The following is a 22,315-nucleotide window of genomic DNA, read 5'->3' as shown; positions in this document are numbered from 1 at the left end:
TCGACCGCCATACCCACAGCACAGGCTTCAGCCACAACCCATGAACCTACCGGCATCAGCCGGTCTGTCATTCAGTTGCAAATCCATGAGTGACGCAGTTGCATATGCAGGCTTGTTTGTTGCCGCCTTCGCAGCCGCGACGATATTCCCGATGCAGTCGGAAGCCCTGCTCGTAGCCATGCTGCTGGGAGACTATTCACCGGTTACGCTCATTCTGGTTGCCAGTACGGGAAATATTCTGGGTTCCCTCGCCAACTGGTTCCTCGGTCGCTGGATCGAAAGATGCCGACACCATAGATGGTTTCCGGTAAGTGAACACGCTCTGGAACGCGCACAGCGCTGGTATCACCGCTATGGCAGGTGGTCGCTATTGTTGAGCTGGGTGCCCGTAATCGGCGATCCATTGACAGTCGTTGCAGGTGTCCTTCGTGAGCCACTGCCAGTTTTCCTGCTGCTGGTGACGGTAGCCAAGGTTGGCCGCTATTTGGTGTTGGCAGCAGCCACCCTGAGTATAGGCTAAATTTGATCGACGCGTGCGAGCAGGCTGGCATTCTTGGACTGCGATGGCTAATGCCAACCCCATGGAACATAAAGAATCTCACGCGCAATTACGACCGCTTCCTCTACTGATTTTCAGTTCGCGCTGGCTCCAGCTGCCGCTGTATATTGGATTAATCGTGGCGCAGTGCGTCTATGTCTTCCTGTTCTTGAAAGAGCTTTGGCATCTTGTACTACATGCCAACGCATTTGGTGAGCAGCAGATCATGCTGGTCGTCCTCGGGCTGATCGATGTCGTGATGATCTCCAACTTGCTCGTCATGGTGATCGTCGGCGGATATGAAACCTTTGTCTCTCGCCTGGGGCTACAGGGCCATCCCGATCAGCCGGAATGGCTGAGCCATGTCAATGCCGGTATCCTTAAGGTGAAGCTGGCGATGGCGATTATCGGCATATCATCGATCCATCTGCTTCGCACGTTCATCGAGGCTAGCCGTATCGGGCAGGAAGGGGCGAACGTCACAAGCGAAGGCGTGATGTGGCAGACTATAATCCATACCATTTTCATCTTGTCAGCGATCGGAATCGCCTATGTCGATCGGATGACTGTGCAAAAGCACTGACGTCCATTCCCGCGTTTCGGGAAGCACCCCAAAATTTAACCAATGTCGCGCGAAACGGCCCTATTCCACCTGCTTTTCAAACCGTTCGATCACCCAGTCTTCGGCCTGTGCGGCGCCGATCCATTCCTGCATGAAGGGGTGGTTGATGACGGCATGCATATAGCCCTCGGCAAAGCGGGCCACGGGGAGGGAATAGGTGATGAAGCGGGTGATGACGGGCGCGAACATGATGTCCGCTGCGCCGAATTCACCGAACAGGAAATCGCCCGATCCGCCAAAGCGTGCGCGGGCCTGTGCCCATAGTTGCATGATGCGGTCGATGTCCAGCATGACATCGGGTGCAGGCGGTTGGGCGGGGTAAATCTGGCGAATGTTCATGCAGTGGGCACGGCGTAGCGCGGCGTAGCTGGAATGCATTTCGGCGGCTATGGAGCGCGCCATGGCTCGCGCGGCGGGGTCCTTTGGCCAGAATTTGCCGTTGCCGGTCTTTTCGTTCAGATATTCAATGATGGCGAGGCTGTCCCACACCGCAATATCGCCGTCCCACAGGATCGGCACCTTGCCCGATGACGGCGCGAAGTCTTCATCCTGACGACGCTGTTCCCATGCTTCATCATAGAGGGGAACGACCAGCTCTTCGAATAGCAGGCCCGATTGTCTGCAGGCGAGCCAGCCGCGTAGCGACCAACTGGAATAGGCCTTGTTTCCGATGATGAGTTTCATAAGGCTTGATCCCTTACAAGGTCAGGCAGGCGTCAGTCGAGCGCGTCGATGACCGCAGCGCGCAATTCGGGGATACCCATGCCCTTTTCACTGGACGTCACGATGATATCCGGATGGGCGGCGGGGCGTTTGCGGATTTCGGTAGTGACGGCTTCGCATGTGGCGGCAAGGTCGCTGGCCTTCACCTTGTCCGCCTTGGTCATGACGATGCGATAGCTGACCGCTGCATCATCGAGCATCTTCATGATGTCGCGGTCGACCTCCTTGATGCCATGGCGGCTGTCGATGAGGACGAGCGTGCGTTTGAGCACTTGCCGCCCGCGCAGATAGTCGTTGATGAGAAAGCGCCACTGGCGGATCATGTCCTTGGGCGCCTTGGCAAAGCCATAGCCGGGCATGTCGACAAGACGGAACAGCAGGGGGTCGCCTACATCGAAGAAATTGAGTTCCTGCGTGCGGCCCGGTGTGTTGGACGTGCGCGCAAGGGAGTTGCGACCGGTCAGTGCGTTCAAAAGCGAGCTTTTGCCGACATTGGACCGACCGGCAAAGGCGACCTCCTTTACCAGCGGATCGGGCAGGAATTTCAGATCCGGCGCGGATTTGAGAAAGCCTATCGGCCCCGCAAAAAGCTTTCGCGCGGTTTCGATGGGATTTTGGTCTGGTCCGTCAGTCATATTCTTCTTCCGTCGTCATTCCCGCGAAGGCGGGAATCCATCTCCCGGCGATGCAGCAAGCGGATTGTCCAGGAGATGGATTCCCGCCTTCGCGGGAATGACGAAGTGACTTGCACCTGATCCTATTCCGCCTTGGCCGGTGTTTGTAGTGCCGGGTGACGACTGTAAAGCCACTTTTGCTGGGCAATGGTGAGCACGTTGGAGGTGATCCAGTACACCAGCAGACCCGCCGCGAATGGCGCCATGATGAACATCATCATCCACGGCATGATGGCAAAAATCTGTTGCTGCGTCGGGTCCATCTGCGTGGGGTTGAGGCGGAACTGCAGCCACATGGTGATGCCAAGAAGGATCGCCAGCACGCCGATGGCGAGGAATGCGGGCGGGTTGAAGTCGAGCAGGCCAAAGAGGTTCAGGATATGCAGCGGATCGGGCGCGGACAAATCCTTGATCCACAGCACGAATGGTTGGTGCCGCATTTCGATGGTCAGCATCAACACCTTGTAGAGCGCGAAGAAGATCGGGATCTGCAGGAACATCGGCAGACATCCGGCCAGCGGATTGACCTTTTCCTCGCGGTATAATTGCATCATTTCCTGCTGGAGCTTGGGTTTGTCGCCCTTGAACTTTTCCTGCAGCACCTTCATTTTCGGCTGCACGGCGCGCATTGCCGCCATGGAGGCGAACTGTTTCTGCGCAATGGGGAACATCAGGCCCCGGACGACGAAAGTCAGGCAAATGATAGCGACACCGAAATTGCCGATTGCTTCGAACAGCCAGTGCAACAGGAAGAAAATGGGTTTTTCGAACCAGTAGAACCAGCCCCAGTCGATCGCGCGATCGAAAAGGGTGATGCCGCCGTCCTGATAGCGTTCGAGCAACTTGGTTTCTTTAGCGCCGACAAACAGGCGCGATGTCTGGCTATCCGTTTTTCCGGGCGCGAGCAGGGTCGGGTTCAGGCTGAAATCGGCCTGATAAATGTCACCGCCGCCCTTGCGGAACTTGGCGTTTATCGCCGCTTTCTGATCGGGGACGAGGGCGGAAAGCCAGTATTTGTCGGTAAAGCCGATCCAGCCGCCGGTGCTGGCAATGGCTGTATCACCATCTTCGTCCAGGTCTTTGAAATCGATATCGTAATTGGCCTTGTCATTGAAGACGCCGATCGGGCCAGTATGAATGGTCCAGCTCGATGGATCCTCCGACACGCCTTTATGGCTGATATATCCATAAGGGCGCACGCCGACCGTTCCGGTTCCGGTATTGCGGACCTTTTGCGTGACGGTGAACATATAGTCGTTGTCGATGGCGTAGATGATTTCGAATATCTGGCCCTGACCATTGTCCCAGCGCAGCGTCACCGGGGTTGATGGGGTCAGCTTGGTATCGCTTGTTGTCCAGACCGCGTCAGCATCGGGGGCTTTGAGGCCATCGCCCGACCAGCCGAAGCCGCTGAAATAGCTGTCCTTCGTGCCGCCGGGGGAAAAGAGGCGGATGGGCGGGGAGTTTTTCTCGATCGTTTGCCCATAGGTAGGCAGGACGACGTCGTCGATGCGTGCGCCCTTCAAGCTGATCGATCCGGTGAGTTTGGGGGTTTCGATGGGAATGCGCGGCGCCTGGGCAAGTACCTGCTGCAACGGGCGGATGTCCTTGGCCGCATTGGCCGCAGGTCCGGTGTCCGATGGAGCAGCGACTTGTTCGCCTGATGGTGCTTGCGTGGCGGGCGGCGCTGCGGTCGGAAAAAACTGGTTGGCGACATAAGGCCACCCGAACAGGATCAATGCCGTCAGCACGACCGCCAGGATGATGTTGCGCTTGTCGTCCACGTAAAACTCCCGAAAAAATCCGATTATCCTGTGATCATGGTACTGGATCGTAACCCGATCCGCCCCAGGGATGGCATCGCATTAGCCGTTTGATCGCCAGCCAGCCACCCCTTAACGCACCATATTTCCCCAGCGCCTCTATCGCATATTGCGAGCAGCTGGGCGCATAGCGGCAGGACGGAGGCAAAATGCGCGAGGGGCCGATTTGCCAGAAGCGTGCAATGAGGATGAAAAGCCGCGCAATCATGTCGCGATCCGTTTCAGCGCCTTGACGAATTCGGCGCGCAGGGCCGCGAAATCCCGTTCTATACCGCCCGCGCGGCCAATGAGGATATGGTCGGCGCCGCTTTTACCCATGTCAGGCAGTAATTCGCGCGCCAATGCACGGAAACGGCGCTTCATCCGGTTGCGGACGACGGCGCCGCCAATTTTTTTCGTGACGGTGATGCCAAGGCGCCTGGTACAGTCGCCATCGTTCCGGTCATGGACCAGCAGGACAAAGCCCGGCATGGCCATGCGGCGGCCCTTATTGGCGGCAAGAAAATCCGCGCGCTTCGTTATCGTGACGATAGCGCGGTCAGCTTCCTGCTGGTTCAGGCGCTCAGCGACTTGCGGCCGCGTGCACGGCGGGCGCGCAGGATGTTGCGGCCGCCGACCGTCGCCATGCGGGCGCGAAAGCCGTGACGCCGCTTGCGCACAAGGTTGCTCGGCTGAAAGGTGCGCTTCATCGCTCATTCCTTAAAATCAAATATCGTAACAGAAAAGGGCCGCCACAGGCGGGCGGCCTCATATCAACAGGGCCGATAGGCAAAACCGGGGCATGAGTCAATCATCAGCGTCACCTTGTTGCGCTTTTCTGTGCTTGCGCCGGAAATGACTCTTGCGGCGCAGACCCCAGTCCGTCCAGTGGCCATAGCGCGGCCAGCGCTTTTTGAACTGGACATAGCGTCGCTTGGCCCATTTGCTGTTCCGCAGTGTGAGCGCCAGTCCCGCGATCAGCACCAGAACCCCGCCGGGGCCAGGCAAGGCGCCAATGACGGGGGACAATATGATGAGGAGCAGACCAAGCGCCAAAAGGCACAGCCGCAATATTTCATTGCGCGCCATGTGCACTGGTGTCCTTTGCGTTGTCGTCTCGGGCCATGAGGTCCATTTGGGGAGCCATCGCCGTGCGGACAAGCCCGTCACAGCTTAACCGGTCCGAAGTGTTTTGGACGAAGTTCGCGGAATGTGGACGGGTCTCTCGCTTGTTCGGATATTGAGCGCGGTTTACCGCATTGCGGGTAATCAAAGAGCGCATCTATTCACCTGAGGAAAACCGGCATGAGTGCTGCGAAGATCGATAGATTGCCTGTTGCACAGATGGGTCCGGAGGACGTTCCGCAGCCCCCCAATCCCGCGCTGCATGGATTGCGTCTTTTCGTGGTGGAGGATGAGGCGCTGGTTGCGCTGCTGCTCGAAAGCATGCTGGACGCGCATGGCTGTATCATTGTCGGGCAGGCGGCTGCGGTCAAATCAGCGCTTGAAGCTGTCGCGCGGCTTGGCCGGGGTGTGGATGTGGCCATTCTGGACGTCAATCTGGGCGGAGAAAGAGTGTTTCCGGTGGCCGACGCCTTGATGGAAAACGGGATACCCTTTGTGTTTACCACCGGATATGGCCCCCTGGGATTGGAGGATCGCTATCCCGGCCGTACCGTCATCACCAAACCCTATAGGGAAGCCGTGCTTGTGGAGGCAGTGCTGGATGCCCGTCGAGATTCCTTGCATTAGCTGTTGACCCAAAACCCGCCTACTTACCAAGCCATTGAAAACAATCCTCGACTCTTGCCATTCCCTTGGGCAGAACAGAAGCTGAACAGGGTGTATTGGGGGGAGACGCGCTTGGTCGCGATAGTGTCGACGGTTGCCTATCTCGGGCTGGAAGCGCGCGGTGTAGAGGTTCAGTGTCAAGTCGCACCGGGTGTACCGGCCTTTGTCGTGGTCGGTTTGCCAGACAAGGCTGTGGCCGAAAGCCGGGAGCGGGTGCGCGCGGCAATTTCAGCCATCGGCTTGTCGCTGCCGCCCAAGCGAATCACGGTGAACCTGTCCCCTGCCGATCTGCCTAAAGAAGGATCGCATTACGACCTGCCCATTGCGCTGGCTTTGCTTGGCGCGATGGGTGTGATCGATGCGGAAACGCTGGCAAGTTATCTGGTGGTGGGCGAAATGGGGCTGGATGGGCGGATTGCGCCATCGCCCGGTGTGCTGCTAGCCGCGCTGCATGCATCGGAGCGCGAACTGGGGCTGATCTGTCCGGCGGTGCAGGGGGCAGAGGCGGCATGGGCGGGCAGTATCGAAGTGATTGCCGCGCCCGACCTCATCGCATTGCTCAATCATTTCAAGGGCAGTGCGCATCTGACGCCGCCAACGCCGGGTGAAGCGACGCCGATTGCGCGGAACGTCGATCTGAAACAGGTCAAGGGGCAGGAAAGCGCCAAGCGCGCGTTGGAAATCGCGGCGGCGGGTGGGCATAATTTGTTGATGGTCGGGCCGCCGGGTGCCGGTAAATCGCTGATGGCAAGTTGCCTGCCGGGCATATTGCCGGATCTGACGCCGCCCGAAGCGCTGGAAGTTTCCATGGTGGCCTCTGTTGCCGGAACGTTGCAGGATGGGCGGATGAGCCGGACGCGGCCCTATCGCGCACCGCATCACAGCGCCTCGATGGCCGCGCTGGTCGGCGGCGGATTGAAGGTCAGGCCGGGGGAAGTGAGCCTTGCGCATCTGGGTGTGCTGTTCCTCGACGAATTGCCCGAGTTTCAGCGCGGGGTGCTCGACAGCCTGCGTCAGCCGCTGGAAACGGGAGAGGTCAGCGTGGCGCGCGCCAATGCCCATGTGACCTTTCCGGCGCGGGTGCAATTGATTGCCGCGATGAATCCGTGTCGTTGCGGCCATTTGGGCGATGCGGCACTGGCCTGTTCGCGTGCGCCCCGATGCGCAGCGGATTATCAGGCTAAGGTGTCTGGACCGCTGCTTGACCGTATCGATCTGCATGTCGAGGTGAATGCCGTCACCGCCGCTGATCTGGTCCTGCCCCCGCCCGCCGAAGGGTCGGCCGAAGTCGCCGGGCGGGTGGCAAAGGCGCGGGCACGGCAGACGGCCCGCTATAATGGCCACGGCCCGCGCACCAATGCGGAGGTCGATGGCGACCTGCTGGAAGAAGTGGCTGGGCCTGACGATCCGGGGCGGCATTTGCTGGCCCAGGCAGCGGAGGCCATGCGCCTTTCCGCGCGCGGTTATACTCGTGTGTTGCGCGTGGCGCGCACGATCGCGGACCTTGCGGGTGCCGAAAAAGTCGGGCGCGTTCATATTGCCGAAGCTTTAAGCTATAGAAGACAGGCGCCGCGCAATTGAAGCGGGTCCGATTGCGGTGCCTTGACCCGTCTGTATGGAATGGGAGGAAAGCAAGATGGAATGGATGATCATGCCTTTGCGGCGCTATGCGCAGTTTTCCGGTCGGGCGCGGCCCAAGGAATTCTGGATGTTCGTTCTGTTTGTCATCATCGGCATATTCGTACTGAGTTTCGTCGATGCGGCGCTGGGCTTTGGAAGCAGCCAGCGCTGGATGATGCATGAAGGATATAATGCATCGGCCGGGTTTCGGAACAGCGGCGGCCTGTTGACCTGCCTGTTCTTGCTGGGCACGATCATCCCCTATCTGGCGGTCGCGGTCCGGCGATTGCACGATACGGATCGATCGGGCTGGTGGTTGCTGCTGTCGCTTATCCCACTGATCGGCGGCATCATATTGCTGGTCTTTTTCGTGAGCGGCGGAACGCGGGGCGCGAATCGCTTTGGGGCCGATCCGTTGGAGGATGTAGCGACTCCGGTGGTATAGGGTACGCCGACCCTATCCTTCGCTGGCGATCAGTTTCAGTTCGCCTGCGGGCGGTGCGCCTTTGTGGCTGAACTGGCCGACGATCTGGCCGCCCTGTTCGATGGTGATGTTTTCATAAGCGACATCGCCGATAATCCGCGCCGTGCGTTCGACAATCAGGTCCTTGGCAGTGATCGACCCATCGACCAGGCCGGCCAGACGGGCGGTCTGGGCGGTGACGCAGCCGTTGATGACGCTGTCGGCGCCCTGAACAAGAGAGGCGCAACTCAGGTCGCCTTCGATCTTGCCGTCGACATGCAGGTCGACGGATGCACTGATATTGCCGGTAATGACGACATCGCCGCCAATGATGGAAAAGGGCGTGTTCCTAGCCCCGGTTGCCGGCATCACCGAAGCGTTGTTTGGCGATTTTCTGGATTTCGAGAACATCGGCTTTAGCCTCCAGGAAGCGGCGGGGATTGATGGGTTGTCCGTTCAGGCGCACTTCGAAATGCAGATGCGTGCCGGTCGAGCGGCCGGTCGATCCCATCCGGGCGACCTGTTGTCCGCGAACAACCTTTTGCCCGACCTTGCTGTTGAAGCCCGACACATGAGCATAGCGGGTCATGATGCCCCGGCCATGCGTGATTTCCACCACATTGCCATAGCCTGACCGCTGGCCAACGAAACTGACTTTGCCATCGGCGGCCGCAAGAATGGGCTGCCCATAAGCGCCGCGGAAGTCGAGACCGGCATGAAAGGCGCCATGGCCATTGAAGGGATCGCGGCGATAACCAAATCCACTGCTGAGCATCACTACGCTTGTCGGACGGCCCGAAGGAATGGCCAGCAATCCCTTTTCCAGCGCATCAAGGCGATGGAGCGCAGTGCCCAGAGTATCGAAATGCTCTTCCGTGCCATTCACATCAGCACCCTTATAGGGGATGAAGGGCCCACCCTCCGCAGAACGGGTCTGACGAACAAGCGTGGAGGGGTTAAGGCCAAAGCTGCGAATGGCGGCCTCGACCTTTGCAGTGCGCAGTGCGACGGCATGGGTCAGGCGGCGTGCGAAGGCGATTTGTTGCGTCTCAATCCGGCGAAGCGTTCCGGCTTCGGGAAGAGCCGCGCTGATCTTGCTTGTCTTGGCTTCCAGGGCATCCCCTTTTTCCGGCCCTCTTGCTGTGCTGTTGTCCTTGCCCACCAGCTTGCCGTCGTCAAGCGCGTCGCCAAAATGGCTTTTCACCAGTTCTTCAAGGCTTTCCTGGCGTTGCTCAAGGTCGTCGGTGATTTCATCGACAGAGGCGCGATAGCTGCGCACGGTCTTTGCGGAACTGGCCACGGCGGCTTTCTGCTGATCGAGAGCTGCGCGATCGCGCGCCATGTCATATTGTCCGATCAGCATGAAAACCGTCGCAACGACCCATGCCAGCACGGCCAGAACAACGGTCCCGGCGACTGCAATTTGCAGCCGGGTGCTGATTTTCAGAAACCTGACGCTGCCGTCGGATCGAAGAAAGATTTCCCGTTCAGGAAAAAAGCGCCCCACCCTGGCCAACAGGCCAAGCACGCCGACGTCATTATTAAACACTCGCAAACCCGCTCTTATTTTTTTGCCGATTCGGCCCCTAGCAAAGCGGGCCATGCGCGGCGAATCCGCGGCGGCAGAGTCGTGATGAGTCGAACTATTGACACGACGAAATGAGTTTGCGGCGATTTTGTTCCGCGCATCCGTATATTTTTTTAAAAGCTGCGAGCGAATCATAAGGGACTCATTACAGGATGGGAAACCCGGTTGTTTGCCATTGACCGTGCAGGATGCCGGGGTTATAGGGCGCGCCTGCTTTGCGGCTTGTTGGCTGGGAATCGCTTTTCCGGATATCCGCTTCGGGGCAGTTTTTTGAGCTTGAACATTGCTGGCTGCGTGTGCGGGCCTGGGGGGTTGATTGAACCCCCGGGGTCCTTTTCTGTTGGGGCGAAACCCCTTGAAAGACGCGGTGTCCGGTAAAGTAACTAGTAAAGGTGAAGGGCTTCATGCCGACGATCAACCAGCTGGTCCGCAAGGGCCGCGACCCGCAGAAGGCCAAGTCAAAGGTCCCTGCCATGGATGCAAATCCGCAGAAGCGCGGCGTTTGCACCCGCGTTTATACGACGACTCCGAAAAAGCCGAACTCGGCACTTCGCAAGGTGGCCAAGGTTCGCCTGACCAACAGCCGCGAAGTCATTACCTATATACCGGGCGAAGGTCATAACCTTCAGGAACATAGTGTTGTGCTGATCCGCGGCGGCCGTGTGCGAGATCTTCCCGGCGTGCGCTATCATGTTCTGCGCGGCGTCCTCGATACCCAGGGTGTCAAGGACCGCAAGCAGAGCCGTTCGAAATACGGCGCGAAGCGTCCGAAGTGATCTGAGCAAAGCTCGGATCATCCCGGCGCAGGCCGGGATCCAGGTTAAAGGAATTAGACATGTCACGTCGTCGTCGTCCCGAAAAGCGGGTCATCCTGCCTGATCCCAAATTCGGAGATCAGGTTCTTTCCAAATTCATGAACAGCGTCATGCTGGACGGCAAGAAGTCCACTGCCGAATCCATCGTCTATGGGGCCCTCGAAACTGTCGAGACCAAGGCGAAGAAGGATCCCATCCAGATGTTCCATGACGCCCTCAACAACGTCAAGCCGGGCATTGAAGTTCGCAGCCGCCGCGTTGGTGGTGCAACTTATCAGGTGCCGGTCGAAGTCCGTCCCGAGCGCGCACAGGCATTGGCCATTCGCTGGCTGATCACTGCGGCTCGTGCGCGCAGCGAAACCACGATGGCCGCCCGGCTTTCGGGAGAACTGCTCGATGCGGCGAATAATCGCGGCAATGCGGTCAAGAAGCGGGAAGATACGCACCGCATGGCCGAAGCGAACCGTGCATTCTCGCACTATCGCTGGTAATATACTGTTGCTATGGCCCCGCCAAAGCGCGGGGTCATGGTGATCTCAGCATAATCAGGAACGCGCCGGCATTTGCCGGCAATGGAGTACAGATCATGGCCCGCAGCCATCCGCTCGAAAAATATCGCAATATCGGCATCATGGCGCATATCGATGCCGGTAAGACGACCACCACCGAGCGTATCCTTTATTATACCGGCAAGTCCTACAAGATCGGCGAAGTCCATGACGGCGCCGCCACGATGGACTGGATGGAGCAGGAACAGGAGCGCGGGATCACGATCACGTCGGCTGCGACGACCTGTTTCTGGAACGACCACCGGATCAACATCATCGACACCCCCGGTCACGTCGACTTCACCATCGAAGTCGAGCGTTCGTTGCGCGTGCTTGATGGCGCGGTCGCATGCTTCGATGGCGTCGCGGGTGTGGAGCCGCAGTCCGAAACCGTGTGGCGTCAGGCCGAGAAATATCATGTGCCGCGCATGTGCTTCGTCAACAAGCTGGATCGTACCGGCGCGAATTTCGAACGTTGCGTGGAAATGATCAAGGATCGCCTGGGCGCACGTCCGCTGGTCCTCTATCTGCCGATCGGCATCGAGGGCGGGTTCAAGGGCCTGGTCGATCTGGTCGAAAATCGCGCAATTATCTGGCTGGACGAAAGTCTGGGCGCGAAGTTCGAATATGAAGAGATTCCCGCCGATCTTGCCGATGCGGCTGCCGCTGCCCGTTCCGAGTTGATCGAAACGGCGGTCGAGCAGGACGACGACGTCATGGAGGCGTATCTGGAAGGCAATGAGCCTGACAGCGCGACCCTGAAGAAACTGATCCGCAAGGGCACGCTTAACTTCTCGTTCGTGCCGGTGCTGTGCGGCAGCGCGTTCAAGAACAAGGGTGTTCAGCCGCTGCTCGATGCGGTGGTCGATTATCTGCCTTCGCCGCTGGACATCCCGCCGGTTGAGGGTTTGCGTCTGGACGGCGAAACCACCGAGACCCGTGCGCCGTCGGATGACGCGCCTTTCTCGGCGCTGGCGTTCAAGATCATGAACGATCCCTTCGTCGGTACGCTGACCTTCGCCCGCATCTATTCGGGCAAGCTGGAAACGGCGTCGCAGGTGCTCAATTCGGTCAAGGACAAGAAGGAAAAGGTCGGGCGCATGTTGTTGATGCATGCCAATGACCGCGAAGACATTCAGGTTGCATATGCCGGCGATATCGTTGCGCTCGCAGGACTGAAGGACACCACGACCGGCGATACGTTGTGTGCGCAGAACGCCCCGATCATATTGGAGCGGATGGAATTCCCCGATCCCGTGATCGAGGTTGCGGTTGAACCCAAGACCAAGGCCGACCAGGAAAAGATGGGCATCGCGCTCAATCGCCTTGCCCGCGAAGATCCATCCTTTCGCGTGACCAGCGACCATGAAAGCGGCCAGACGATCATCAAGGGCATGGGTGAACTTCACCTTGAAATCCTTGTCGATCGCATGAAGCGAGAGTTCAAGGTCGAGGCCAATGTCGGCGCGCCACAGGTGGCGTATCGCGAAAGCCTCGCAAAGAAGGTCGATGTCGACTACACCCACAAGAAGCAGTCGGGTGGATCGGGTCAGTTCGGTCGCATCAAATTCTCGGTCGAACCGGGCGAACGCGGCCAGGGCATCATCTTCAACGATGAAGTCAAGGGCGGCAATATTCCCAAGGAATATATCCCGTCAGTCGAAAAGGGCATCCGCGAAATCGCGGCGACCGGATCGCTGATCGGTTTCCCGATCATCGATTTTACCGCGACGCTTTATGACGGTGCCTATCATGATGTCGACTCGTCGGCGCTGGCATTTGAAATCACTGGTCGAGGCGGTATGCGTGAAGCAGCGCAGAAGTCCGGCATCAAACTGCTGGAACCGATCATGAAGGTCGAGATCGTTACCCCGGAGGATTATCTGGGCGACGTGATCGGCGATCTGAACAGCCGCCGGGGACAGATTCAGGGTACTGACAGCCGTGGAAACGCGCAGGTTGTCGAGGCCATGGTCCCGCTGGCCAACATGTTCGGCTATGTGAATCAGCTGCGTTCCTTCACTCAGGGGCGTGCGCAATATTCCATGCAGTTCTCGCATTATGAAGAAGTGCCACAAAATGTTGCCGACGAAGTGAAGGCAAAGCTGGCATAATTAAAATTTGATGCTATGAGCGCCACTTCGCGAGGCGCCCCCAAGCGGTCAAACCCCGGAATTTCCGGATGAGCAGATTTGGATAAGAAGGTAGGATATAATGGCTAAGGCTAAATTTGAGCGGACCAAGCCGCACTGCAACATCGGCACCATCGGCCACGTCGATCATGGCAAGACCACGTTGACCGCAGCGATCACGAAGATTCTGGCGGAAACCGGCGGTGCGACGTTCACCGATTACGCAAACATCGACAAGGCGCCCGAAGAGCGCGAGCGCGGCATCACCATTTCGACGGCGCACGTCGAATATGAAACGGCCGCCCGTCACTATGCGCACGTCGACTGTCCCGGCCACGCCGACTATGTGAAGAACATGATCACCGGCGCGGCACAGATGGACGGCGCGATCCTGGTGGTGAACGCTGCTGACGGCCCCATGCCGCAGACCCGCGAGCACATCCTGCTCGCCAAGCAGGTCGGCGTTCCCGCTCTGGTTGTCTACATGAACAAAGTCGATCAGGTCGACGACGAGGAACTGCTTGAGCTGGTCGAACTCGAAGTTCGCGAACTGCTTTCCAGCTACGACTTCCCCGGCGACGATATTCCGATCGTCAAGGGTTCGGCCCTGGCCGCTCTCGAAGGACGCAACGACGAAATCGGCAAAAGCTCGATTCAGGCGCTGATGGACGCTGTTGACAGCTATATCCCGCAGCCTGACCGCCCGGTCGACAAGCCTTTCCTGATGCCGATCGAAGACGTGTTCTCGATCTCCGGCCGTGGTACGGTTGTGACCGGCCGCGTCGAAACCGGTATCGTCAAGGTTGGTGAAGAAGTCGAGATCGTCGGCATCAAACCCACCAAGAAGACCGTCGTTACCGGCGTTGAGATGTTCCGCAAGCTGCTCGATCAGGGTCAGGCCGGTGACAATATCGGCGCGCTGATCCGTGGCGTTGGTCGTGAGGAAGTTGAGCGCGGCCAGGTGCTTTGCAAGCCCGGCTCGATCACGCCGCACACCGATTTCGAAGCGGAGATCTATGTTCTGTCGAAGGATGAAGGTGGCCGTCACACGCCGTTCTTCGCCAACTACCGTCCACAGTTCTATTTCCGCACTACGGACGTGACCGGCGAAGTCGTGCTGCCTGAGGGCACCGAAATGGTCATGCCTGGCGACAATGTTAAGCTGGCTGTCAAGCTGATCGCTCCGATCGCCATGGACCCGGGTCTGCGCTTCGCTATCCGCGAAGGTGGCCGTACGGTCGGCGCGGGGGTTGTCAGCTCGATCTCCAAGTAATATAGGCAGCGGACCGCCCGAATCGGACGATTCGGGCGGTCTGATTTTTTGCCGCCCCGCGAACAGATCCTCGCAGGAATGTAAATTCTAGAGGACGGCATGGGGCGGTTTGTTTTTTGGCTCTTTCGCATCGGTAATGGACATGGAAACGCAGAATATACGGATTCGCCTGAAGGCTTTTGATCACCGCGTGCTTGATCAGGCTACTGGCGATATTGCCGATACGGCTCGCCGCACCGGCGCCCTTATTCGCGGCCCCATTCCGCTGCCGACGCGCATTGAGAAATTTACCGTGAACCGCGGCCCGCACGTCGATAAAAAGTCGCGGGAGCAGTTTGAAGTCCGCACCTACAAGCGAATGCTTGACATTGTGCAGCCGACGCCGCAAACGGTCGACGCGCTGATGAAGCTGGATCTCGCTGCCGGCGTGAACGTCGAAATCAAGCTCGCTTAACCCGAAGGGGTAAGCGAGCGCACCCCCGCGGAGGCGGGGGTCTCAGGCCGCCCAGCGGGTGCTTGAGGCTCGAGGCCCCAGTCTTCGCTGGGGCTGCGAATTCGGAACCTTCGGTTCCTCATTATAGGGATACCGCTCAGCTTTGCTGTGGTCCTGGTCCCCCGTCGCTTTCACATCAGTGGAAGCATCCAGCCCGGACGGGGTGATGAGATATTGGGTTGGCCGCAAGGGAGTAATCCTGAGCGGTTTTTTCGTTGGATACGCCCACCAATTCCGGTGGGCCTCTGTTGGGAGAATGGATCATGCGTACTGGCGTGATCGCGAAGAAAATGGGGATGACCCGCCTGTTCCAGGACGATGGCCGCCATGTGCCGGTTACTGTCCTGAGTCTTGAACAGTGTCAGGTCGTTGCCCGCCGGGATGCTGAAACGGATGGCTATGTGGCCCTCCAGCTCGGCGCCGGTGCCGCGAAACCAAAAAATATCGCCAAGCCGCAACGCGGTCACTTCGCCAAGGCGGAAGTGGAACCGAAGTTGCAGGTGGCAGAATTCCGCGTGTCCGACGATGCGCTGCTGGACGTTGGAGCTGAACTTTCGGCTGACCATTTCGTCGCAGGGCAGTTGGTCGACATTACCGGCCATACGCAGGGCAAGGGTTTCGCCGGTGCCATGAAGCGTTGGGGTTTCGGCGGTATGCGTGCCACCCACGGCGTTTCCATCTCTCACCGTGCCCATGGTTCGACCGGTCAGCGTCAGGACCCGGGTCGCGTGTTCAAGAACAAGAAGATGGCCGGCCATATGGGTGACCGTCAGCGCACCCAGCAGAATTTGGAAATCGTCCGCACGGATGCCGAACGCGGCCTTCTTTTCGTCAAGGGCAGCGTTCCAGGGTCCAAGGGCACCTGGCTTCTCGTCAAGGATGCCGTCAAGGTCGCCCGCCATGCTGAGGCTCCCTATCCGGGCTCCGTCAAGCAGGCCGCAAACAGCAACGAAGCTCCCGCGAACACCCCGGCTGAAGAAGTCGCGGCTCCGGAAGCTGCAGAAGGTCAGGAGGGCTAAGCCATGAAAGTCAAGGTTCAGACCCTCGATGCCAAGGCCAATGGCGACGTTGAATTGAATGAGGCTGTGTTCGGCGTCGAGCCGCGTGCCGACATTCTGCACCGCGTCGTCACATGGCAGCTTGAAAAGCGCCGTGGTACGGCTCGTGGGGCACGTGAGCGCAGCGATGTTGCACGTACCGGCAAGAAGTTCGGTCGCCAAAAGGGCGGCGGTACGGCGCGTCACGGCGATCGTCGCGCTCCTATCTTCGTCGGCGGCGGCAAGGCGCATGGCCCGCGCGTTCGTGATTTCAATCCGTCGCTGAACAAGAAGGTTCGTGCGCTCGGCCTGAAGATGGCGTTGTCATCGAAAATCAAGGACGGTTCGTTGATCATTCTCGACAATCTGGATGTCAAGGATGGCAAGACCCGTGAACTGGCCGGTCTGCTGGCAAAACTGGGGCTCGCCAAAAAGGCGCTGTTCATTGATGGCGATGCCGTCAACATCAGCTTCGCCAATGCATCGTCCAACCTGATCGGCATCAACGTGCTGCCGGCGGTGGGCGCCAATGTCTATGACATTTTGAAGCATGACACGCTGGTGCTGACCCGCGCCGCTGTCGAAAAGCTGGAGGCGCGTTTCAATGGCTAAAAAACAGGCGCAGGCCATCGACAACCGTCACTATGACGTGGTTGTCGCCCCGCACATCACGGAAAAGGCAACGCTGCTTTCCGAACATAACGCCGTGGTTTTCAAGGTCGCGAACACCGCGTCCAAGCCGGAGATCAAGGCGGCTGTGGAAGCGTTGTTCAACGTGACCGTCACAGGCGTCAACACCATTGTCCAGAAGGGCAAGGTGAAGCGCTGGAAGGGCAAGCCCTACAAGCGCAATGACGTGAAGAAGGCGATCGTGACGCTGGCCGAAGGTCAGTCGATTGACGTCACCACCGGTATCTGAGGCGGAAGAGAATAATGGCACTCAAACATTATAATCCGACGAGCCCGGCCCGACGCGGTCTGGTCCTGGTCGACAAGTCCGGCCTCTGGAAGGGCAAGCCCGTCAAGACATTGACCGAGGGCAAGCACAAGACCGGCGGCCGTAACAATAAAGGCCATGTGACGTCGCGCGGTATCGCGGGCGGGCACAAGCAGCGCTATCGCTTCGTCGATTTCAAGCGCCGGAAATGGGACATGGAAGCCACGGTTGAACGGATCGAATATGATCCGAACCGCACCGCCTTCATCGCATTGCTGAAATATGAAGATGGCGAGCTGAACTATATCATCGCGCCGCAGCGTCTTGCCGTTGGTGACAAGGTCGTCGCGGGCAAGAAAACCGACGTCAAGCCTGGCAACGCGATGGAATTGTCACAGATCCCGGTCGGCACCATCATTCACAATGTGGAGATGAAGCCGGGCAAGGGCGGACAGATTGCACGTTCGGCGGGTACTTATGTGCAGCTGGTCGGTCGTGACCGCGGCCTTGTCGTCGTGCGTCTGAACTCGGGCGAGCAGCGGTACATTCGCGGCGAATGCATGGGCACAGTCGGCGCGGTATCCAATCCGGACAACGCCAACCAGACGCTGGCCAAAGCTGGCCGCAAGCGCTGGATGGGTCGCCGTCCGCTGACACGCGGCGTGGCCAAGAACCCGGTCGATCACCCGCATGGCGGTGGTGAAGGCCGGACATCGGGCGGTCGTCACCCTGTCACCCCATGGGGCAAGCCGACCAAGGGTGCCCGTACCCGCAACAACAAGTCGACCGACAAGATGATCATCCGGTCGCGTCACGCGAAGAAGAAGAGGTAAGCAATGGCCCGTTCCGTCTGGAAAGGTCCTTTCGTGGACCTGCATCTGCTGAAGAAAGCGGAAACCGCACAGGAAGCTGGCGGCCGTGCGCCGATCAAAACCTGGTCGCGTCGCTCCACCATTCTTCCGCAATTCGTTGGCCTGACATTCAACGTCTATAATGGCCGCAAGCATGTTCCCGTCTCGGTGAATGAAGATATGGTTGGTCACAAGCTGGGTGAATTCGCGCCGACGCGTTATTTCCCCGGTCACGCCGCCGACAAGAAGGGCAGGCGCTAAAATGAGTAAGCAGGTAGCTCCTCGTCGGGTGGCCGACAATGAAGCGCTGGCGGTTGGGACGACTATTCGTGGCAGCGCGCAAAAGCTCAATCTGGTGGCGTCGCTGATCCGCGGCCGCAAGGTCGAAGACGCGATGAACATTCTTGCCTTTTCCACAAAGGCGATGGCGGTTGACGTTCGCAAGGTTCTGGCTTCGGCCATCGCCAACGCTGAAAATAACCACAATCTGGATGTCGACGCACTGGTCGTGACCGAAGCATCGGTTGGCAAGGCCCTGAGCATGAAGCGTTTCCACGCACGTGGGCGCGGCAAGTCGACGCGCATTGTGAAGCCGTTCAGCCGGGTCCGCATTGTCGTCCGCGAAAAGCAGGAAGAAGAGGCGTAAGTCATGGGTCACAAGAGCAATCCGATCGGGCTTCGCCTGCAGATCAACCGGACCTGGGACAGCCGCTGGTATGCCGAGGGTCAGGATTATGGCCGTCTGCTGCTTGAGGATATCAAGATCCGCAACTTCATCATGAAGACGTTGCCGCAAGCTGCGATTTCAAAAGTGGTGATTGAGCGTCCGGCCAAGCTGTGCCGCGTATCCATCTATGCCGCGCGCCCTGGCGTTATCATCGGCAAGAAGGGTGCGGACATTGAAAAGCTTCGCCGCAAGCTGGGTCAGTTCACGACCAGCGATGTGTCGCTGAATATCGTTGAAATCCGCAAGCCGGAAATCGATTCCAAGCTTGTTGCACAAGGCGTTGCCGATCAGCTTGAACGTCGTATCGCCTTTCGCCGCGCCATGAAGCGTGCGGTGCAGTCGGCCCTGCGTCTGGGCGCTGAAGGTATCAAGATCACGTGTGGCGGTCGTTTGGGCGGCGCGGAAATCGCACGCGTCGAATGGTATCGTGAAGGCCGGGTTCCGCTGCACACGCTGCGCGGCAACATCGACTATGCCGAAGCCGAAGCCCACACCGCCTATGGCGTGTGCGGTGTCAAGGTATGGATTTTCAAGGGCGAGATTCTGGGCCACGATCCGATGGCGCAGGATCGGCTCATGATGGAAGCGCAAACATCGGGGGTCCGGCCGGCGCGATAAGGGAGAAATCCCAGGCGTCGCCTGATCGGCCGAACCAACGGTGTCAGAAGGTAACAAAACATGCTGCAACCAAAGAAAATGAAGTATCGCAAGGCCTTCAAGGGCCGGATCAAGGGCGACGCGCCCGGCGGTACTGCGCTCAATTTCGGCTCTTATGGCCTGAAAGCGATGGAGCCTGATCGTCTGACCGCACGTCAGATCGAAGCGGCTCGCCGTGCGATTACACGTCACATTCGCCGTCAGGGCCGCTTGTGGATCCGCATATTCCCGGATGTTCCGGTTTCAAAGAAGCCTGCCGAAGTCCGTCAGGGCAAGGGCAAGGGTTCGGTTGAATATTGGGCCGCTCGCGTGAAGCCGGGCCGCATCCTGTTCGAACTGGACGGCGTTCCCGGTCCGCTGGCTGCTGTCGCATTCGAACGCGCCGCCGCCAAGCTGCCAATCAAAACCAAGGTCGTGGCCCGCCTCGGCGACACGTCGCATCTGGGAGCATGAGCACGATGGCCAAGATTGCAGACCTCAAGGTGAAAACCGACGATCAGCTGAGCGAGCAGCTGGGCGAGTTGAAGCGCGAGCAGTTCAACTTGCGCTTTCAGGCTGCCACGAACCAGCTCGAAAAGCCAAGCCGCATGCGTGAAGTGCGTCGCACCATCGCGCAGATCAAAACTCTTCAGACCGAGCGCACCAGCGCCGCTGAAGCGAAGTAAGGAGACGACCATGCCCAAGCGCGTGCTGACGGGAACGGTTGTTTCCGACAAGACTGACAAGACGGTGGTAGTGAAAGTTGAGCGCAAGGTGAAGCACGCGCTCTATGGCAAGATCATCCGCCGGTCGAAGAAATATCACGCCCATGACGCCGAGAATGCGTTCAAGGAAGGCGAGACTGTACGGATCGAGGAAACCGCGCCGATTTCCAAGCTGAAAAGCTGGAAGGTGATAGAGCGCGTGGATACGCACAAGTCGCCCGAAGCGGCAGGCTGACGAACAAGAGCTAACGGAACTCCCGGGCCAATAATCGAAAGATTACCCGGAAAGCCATTTGAGAAGGAACCGGATCAATGATCCAGATGCAGTCAAATCTTGAGGTCGCTGACAACAGCGGTGCCAAGCGCGTCCAGTGCATCAAGGTGCTGGGCGGCTCAAAGCGCCGCTTTGCCGGCGTCGGCGACATCATCGTCGTATCGGTGAAAGAAGCAGCGCCGCGTGGCCGCGTGAAGAAGGGCGACGTGCACCGCGCCGTCATCGTTCGCACCGCCAAGGACGTTCGTCGCTCCGACGGTTCGGTCATCCGCTTTGATGGCAATGCCGCCGTTCTGGTCGGCAAGAACGATGAGCCGATCGGCACACGTATCTTTGGCCCGGTTGTGCGCGAACTGCGCGCCCGCAAGCACATGAAGATCATCAGCTTGGCACCGGAGGTTCTGTAATGTCCGCCGCGAAGATCAAGAAAGGCGACAAGGTCGTCATCCTGTCCGGCAAGGACAAGGGCCGTTCGGGCAATGTCGTGCGGGTCATGCCAAAGGATGGCAAGCTGGTGGTTGAAGGCGTCAATATCGCCGCACGCCACCGCAAGGCCAGCCAGACAAACCCGCAAGGTGGCATCGATCGCTTCGAAGCGCCGCTGCACATCAGCAAGGTCGCTATCGCCGATCCCAAGGATGGCAAGCCGACCCGCGTTCGTTTTGAAGAAAAGGACGGCAAGAAGGTCCGTGTGGCCGTGAAGTCCGGGGAGACTATCGATGGCTGATACGTATACGCCACGTTCGAAGGCGCTTTATGATGCAACCATCATCAAGGCGATGACTGAAAAGTTCGGGTACAAGAACCACATGGAAGTTCCGAAGGTCGATAAGATCGTTCTGAACATGGGCGTGGGCGAAGCGACCCAGGACAAGAAAAAGGTCACCCAGGCCGCTGAGGAAATGGAACTGATTGCCGGTCAGAAGCCGGTTATCACCAAGGCGAAGAAATCCATCGCGCAGTTCAAGCTGCGTGAAGGCATGCCGATCGGCGCGAAGGTAACGCTGCGCCGCGAACGCATGTATGAATTTCTGGACCGGTTGGTCACCATCGCAATGCCCCGCATCCGCGATTTCCGTGGTCTTAATCCCAAGTCCTTTGACGGTCGCGGCAATTATGCTTTCGGCATCAAGGAACAGCTGATTTTTCCGGAAATCAACTATGACCGCATCGATCAGGTGCGTGGCATGGACATTATCGTAACCACCACCGCGAAGACGGACGACGAGGCCCGCGAACTGCTGCGCCTGTTCGGTTTCCCGTTCCCGGTTGAAGAGGCACAGCAGGCCGCGTGAGCGGTGCTGCGACAGAGAGAAGGAAGAGAACTTAAGTCATGGCGAAACTGAGTTCCATCAACAAGAATGAGCATCGCAAAAAGCTGGTCAAGAAATATGCCGGCAAATATGCGAGGTTGAAGGCAATTGCGGACGACAAGACTCTGGATGAGTCCGAGCGTCTGATCGCGCGTCTGAAGCTGGCGGAAATCCCGCGTAACGGCAATCCGACCCGCGTTCGTAACCGGTGCGAAGTCACAGGCCGTCCGCGCGCTTATTATCGCAAGTTCCGGCTGTGCCGCATTCTGCTCCGTGATCTGGCCAACAAGGGCATGATCCCCGGCGTCACCAAGTCGAGCTGGTAAGGATAGATAGATGGCATTGACCGATCCTTTGGGTGATATGCTCACCCGCATCCGCAACGGCCAGCAGGCGCGCAAGGACAGCGTCGTCAGCCCGGCTTCCAACCTGCGCGTGCGCGTCCTCGACGTTTTACAGCGCGAGGGCTATATTCGCGGCTATAGCGAAGAAGTGCTGGACAAGCATAAGGGCCTGCGCATCGAGCTGAAATATTTCGAGGGGCAGCCTGCTATTCAGCATGTCGCCCGCGTGTCGAAGCCCGGCCGCCGCGTCTATTCCGGTTCAAAGGAATTGCCGGTCATCCGCAATGGCCTTGGCATTACCATTGTATCGACGCCCCGCGGCGTTCTGTCCGACGCCGAAGCGCGCGACCAGAATGTCGGCGGCGAAGTTTTGGCGGAGGTATTCTGAT

34 protein-coding genes are annotated in these 22,315 nt (G+C 58.7%); 25 read left to right on the top strand and 9 right to left on the bottom strand.

Features of this window, described 5'->3' with window-relative positions:
• The first annotated feature begins 85 nt into the window (after positions 1-85).
• Together L3X40_RS15085 and L3X40_RS15080 are read left to right on the top strand one after the other, a co-directional pair.
• Positions 86-520 carry a YqaA family protein gene (locus L3X40_RS15085; protein ID WP_237366326.1) on the top strand — a complete coding sequence of 145 codons (435 nt, stop codon included), beginning with the start codon at positions 86-88 and terminating at the stop codon, positions 518-520.
• A gap of 13 nt (positions 521-533) precedes the next feature.
• Positions 534-1,121: a TIGR00645 family protein gene (locus tag L3X40_RS15080; protein ID WP_237366325.1), complete on the top strand. Its 588-nt coding sequence runs from the start codon at positions 534-536 to the stop codon at positions 1,119-1,121.
• Positions 1,122-1,181: 60 nt separating this feature from the next.
• Here L3X40_RS15080 and L3X40_RS15075 read toward each other — a convergent pair whose 3' ends face one another.
• The 7 genes from L3X40_RS15075 to L3X40_RS15045 all read right to left on the bottom strand — a co-directional run bounded on the left by L3X40_RS15075 (position 1,182) and on the right by L3X40_RS15045 (position 5,448).
• On the bottom strand, positions 1,182-1,844 hold the full coding sequence (locus tag L3X40_RS15075; RefSeq protein ID WP_237366324.1) for a glutathione S-transferase family protein: 663 nt from the start codon (positions 1,842-1,844) through the stop codon (positions 1,182-1,184).
• Between the two features lie 32 nt (positions 1,845-1,876).
• Positions 1,877-2,518: a ribosome biogenesis GTP-binding protein YihA/YsxC gene (gene yihA / locus L3X40_RS15070; RefSeq protein WP_237366323.1), complete on the bottom strand. Its 642-nt coding sequence runs from the start codon at positions 2,516-2,518 to the stop codon at positions 1,877-1,879.
• Positions 2,519-2,640: 122 nt separating this feature from the next.
• Entirely contained in the window at positions 2,641-4,341 is a 1,701-nt protein-coding gene (yidC, locus tag L3X40_RS15065; RefSeq protein WP_237366322.1) for a membrane protein insertase YidC, read from the bottom strand.
• 34 nt (positions 4,342-4,375) lie between these two features.
• The gene (gene yidD / locus L3X40_RS15060; RefSeq protein WP_237366321.1) at positions 4,376-4,588 is read right to left on the bottom strand and encodes a membrane protein insertion efficiency factor YidD; all 213 of its coding nucleotides are present in this window, start codon (positions 4,586-4,588) and stop codon (positions 4,376-4,378) included.
• Positions 4,585-4,902 (bottom strand): ribonuclease P protein component, encoded by a 318-nt coding sequence (gene rnpA / locus L3X40_RS15055; RefSeq protein WP_272907955.1) that lies wholly within the window; start codon positions 4,900-4,902, stop codon positions 4,585-4,587. Before rnpA ends, yidD begins: the two co-directional genes overlap by 4 nt.
• Positions 4,903-4,934: 32 nt before the next feature.
• On the bottom strand, positions 4,935-5,069 hold the full coding sequence (gene rpmH, locus L3X40_RS15050; RefSeq protein WP_070156881.1) for a 50S ribosomal protein L34: 135 nt from the start codon (positions 5,067-5,069) through the stop codon (positions 4,935-4,937).
• Between the two features lie 97 nt (positions 5,070-5,166).
• Positions 5,167-5,448 carry a hypothetical protein gene (locus L3X40_RS15045; protein ID WP_237366319.1) on the bottom strand — a complete coding sequence of 94 codons (282 nt, stop codon included), beginning with the start codon at positions 5,446-5,448 and terminating at the stop codon, positions 5,167-5,169.
• 216 nt (positions 5,449-5,664) lie between these two features.
• Here L3X40_RS15045 and L3X40_RS15040 point away from each other — a divergent pair, with 216 nt between their 5' ends.
• From L3X40_RS15040 to L3X40_RS15030, 3 genes are all read left to right on the top strand, one after another.
• The gene (locus L3X40_RS15040) at positions 5,665-6,111 is read left to right on the top strand and encodes a response regulator (RefSeq protein ID WP_237366318.1); all 447 of its coding nucleotides are present in this window, start codon (positions 5,665-5,667) and stop codon (positions 6,109-6,111) included.
• Positions 6,112-6,222: 111 nt separating this feature from the next.
• On the top strand, positions 6,223-7,731 hold the full coding sequence (locus L3X40_RS15035; protein ID WP_237366317.1) for a YifB family Mg chelatase-like AAA ATPase: 1,509 nt from the start codon (positions 6,223-6,225) through the stop codon (positions 7,729-7,731).
• Positions 7,732-7,786: 55 nt separating this feature from the next.
• Positions 7,787-8,215, top strand: coding sequence for a DUF805 domain-containing protein (locus tag L3X40_RS15030; protein WP_237366316.1), 429 nt, complete (start codon positions 7,787-7,789; stop codon positions 8,213-8,215).
• Positions 8,216-8,227: 12 nt separating this feature from the next.
• Here L3X40_RS15030 and L3X40_RS15025 read toward each other — a convergent pair whose 3' ends face one another.
• Both L3X40_RS15025 and L3X40_RS15020 read right to left on the bottom strand, forming a co-directional pair.
• Positions 8,228-8,602, bottom strand: a complete 375-nt coding sequence (locus tag L3X40_RS15025; RefSeq protein ID WP_237366315.1) for a bactofilin family protein — start codon at positions 8,600-8,602, stop codon at positions 8,228-8,230.
• Complete coding sequence (locus tag L3X40_RS15020) at positions 8,583-9,782, bottom strand: M23 family metallopeptidase (RefSeq protein ID WP_237366314.1); 1,200 nt, start codon at positions 9,780-9,782, stop codon at positions 8,583-8,585. Before L3X40_RS15020 ends, L3X40_RS15025 begins: the two co-directional genes overlap by 20 nt.
• Before the next feature lie 443 nt (positions 9,783-10,225).
• Between L3X40_RS15020 and rpsL the strand changes: the two genes are divergently transcribed.
• The 20 genes from rpsL to rpsH all read left to right on the top strand — a co-directional run bounded on the left by rpsL (position 10,226) and on the right by rpsH (position 22,314).
• Positions 10,226-10,597, top strand: a complete 372-nt coding sequence (gene rpsL, locus L3X40_RS15015; RefSeq protein WP_237366313.1) for a 30S ribosomal protein S12 — start codon at positions 10,226-10,228, stop codon at positions 10,595-10,597.
• 59 nt (positions 10,598-10,656) lie between these two features.
• The gene (rpsG, locus tag L3X40_RS15010; protein WP_237366312.1) at positions 10,657-11,127 is read left to right on the top strand and encodes a 30S ribosomal protein S7; all 471 of its coding nucleotides are present in this window, start codon (positions 10,657-10,659) and stop codon (positions 11,125-11,127) included.
• A 95-nt stretch (positions 11,128-11,222) separates the two neighbouring features.
• Positions 11,223-13,298 (top strand): elongation factor G, encoded by a 2,076-nt coding sequence (gene fusA, locus L3X40_RS15005; protein ID WP_237366311.1) that lies wholly within the window; start codon positions 11,223-11,225, stop codon positions 13,296-13,298.
• A 100-nt stretch (positions 13,299-13,398) separates the two neighbouring features.
• Positions 13,399-14,589 carry an elongation factor Tu gene (gene tuf, locus L3X40_RS15000; protein WP_237366310.1) on the top strand — a complete coding sequence of 397 codons (1,191 nt, stop codon included), beginning with the start codon at positions 13,399-13,401 and terminating at the stop codon, positions 14,587-14,589.
• A gap of 142 nt (positions 14,590-14,731) precedes the next feature.
• Positions 14,732-15,043 (top strand): 30S ribosomal protein S10, encoded by a 312-nt coding sequence (gene rpsJ / locus L3X40_RS14995; protein ID WP_129403764.1) that lies wholly within the window; start codon positions 14,732-14,734, stop codon positions 15,041-15,043.
• A gap of 302 nt (positions 15,044-15,345) precedes the next feature.
• Entirely contained in the window at positions 15,346-16,101 is a 756-nt protein-coding gene (gene rplC, locus L3X40_RS14990; protein WP_237366309.1) for a 50S ribosomal protein L3, read from the top strand.
• Positions 16,102-16,104: 3 nt separating this feature from the next.
• On the top strand, positions 16,105-16,731 hold the full coding sequence (rplD, locus tag L3X40_RS14985) for a 50S ribosomal protein L4 (protein WP_237366308.1): 627 nt from the start codon (positions 16,105-16,107) through the stop codon (positions 16,729-16,731).
• Positions 16,724-17,038: a 50S ribosomal protein L23 gene (locus L3X40_RS14980; RefSeq protein WP_237366307.1), complete on the top strand. Its 315-nt coding sequence runs from the start codon at positions 16,724-16,726 to the stop codon at positions 17,036-17,038. Before rplD ends, L3X40_RS14980 begins: the two co-directional genes overlap by 8 nt.
• A 14-nt stretch (positions 17,039-17,052) precedes the next feature.
• Positions 17,053-17,889: a 50S ribosomal protein L2 gene (rplB, locus tag L3X40_RS14975; protein ID WP_237366306.1), complete on the top strand. Its 837-nt coding sequence runs from the start codon at positions 17,053-17,055 to the stop codon at positions 17,887-17,889.
• A gap of 3 nt (positions 17,890-17,892) precedes the next feature.
• A complete protein-coding gene (gene rpsS / locus L3X40_RS14970; protein WP_237366305.1) occupies positions 17,893-18,168 on the top strand; it encodes a 30S ribosomal protein S19 in 276 nt (91 codons plus the stop codon).
• Position 18,169: 1 nt separating this feature from the next.
• Positions 18,170-18,553, top strand: coding sequence for a 50S ribosomal protein L22 (gene rplV, locus L3X40_RS14965; protein WP_237366304.1), 384 nt, complete (start codon positions 18,170-18,172; stop codon positions 18,551-18,553).
• Between the two features lie 3 nt (positions 18,554-18,556).
• Positions 18,557-19,252: a 30S ribosomal protein S3 gene (gene rpsC / locus L3X40_RS14960; RefSeq protein WP_237366303.1), complete on the top strand. Its 696-nt coding sequence runs from the start codon at positions 18,557-18,559 to the stop codon at positions 19,250-19,252.
• A 60-nt stretch (positions 19,253-19,312) separates the two neighbouring features.
• A complete protein-coding gene (rplP, locus tag L3X40_RS14955; protein WP_237366302.1) occupies positions 19,313-19,744 on the top strand; it encodes a 50S ribosomal protein L16 in 432 nt (143 codons plus the stop codon).
• 5 nt (positions 19,745-19,749) lie between these two features.
• Complete coding sequence (gene rpmC, locus L3X40_RS14950; RefSeq protein WP_237366301.1) at positions 19,750-19,956, top strand: 50S ribosomal protein L29; 207 nt, start codon at positions 19,750-19,752, stop codon at positions 19,954-19,956.
• A gap of 10 nt (positions 19,957-19,966) precedes the next feature.
• A complete protein-coding gene (gene rpsQ / locus L3X40_RS14945; protein ID WP_237366300.1) occupies positions 19,967-20,230 on the top strand; it encodes a 30S ribosomal protein S17 in 264 nt (87 codons plus the stop codon).
• 77 nt (positions 20,231-20,307) lie between these two features.
• Positions 20,308-20,676: a 50S ribosomal protein L14 gene (gene rplN / locus L3X40_RS14940; protein WP_237366299.1), complete on the top strand. Its 369-nt coding sequence runs from the start codon at positions 20,308-20,310 to the stop codon at positions 20,674-20,676.
• Positions 20,676-20,996: a 50S ribosomal protein L24 gene (rplX, locus tag L3X40_RS14935; protein WP_237366298.1), complete on the top strand. Its 321-nt coding sequence runs from the start codon at positions 20,676-20,678 to the stop codon at positions 20,994-20,996. The genes rplN and rplX overlap by 1 nt, the downstream gene beginning before the upstream one ends.
• Positions 20,989-21,564: a 50S ribosomal protein L5 gene (gene rplE, locus L3X40_RS14930; protein WP_237366297.1), complete on the top strand. Its 576-nt coding sequence runs from the start codon at positions 20,989-20,991 to the stop codon at positions 21,562-21,564. Before rplX ends, rplE begins: the two co-directional genes overlap by 8 nt.
• A 38-nt stretch (positions 21,565-21,602) precedes the next feature.
• Positions 21,603-21,908: a 30S ribosomal protein S14 gene (gene rpsN, locus L3X40_RS14925; protein WP_237366296.1), complete on the top strand. Its 306-nt coding sequence runs from the start codon at positions 21,603-21,605 to the stop codon at positions 21,906-21,908.
• A gap of 10 nt (positions 21,909-21,918) precedes the next feature.
• A complete protein-coding gene (gene rpsH / locus L3X40_RS14920) occupies positions 21,919-22,314 on the top strand; it encodes a 30S ribosomal protein S8 (RefSeq protein ID WP_237366295.1) in 396 nt (131 codons plus the stop codon).
• The last annotated feature ends 1 nt before the right edge of the window (position 22,315 follow it).

The sequence above is a fragment of the Rhizorhapis sp. SPR117 genome, from assembly GCF_021742065.1.
This window is presented reverse-complemented; position numbering and strand designations above follow the sequence as displayed.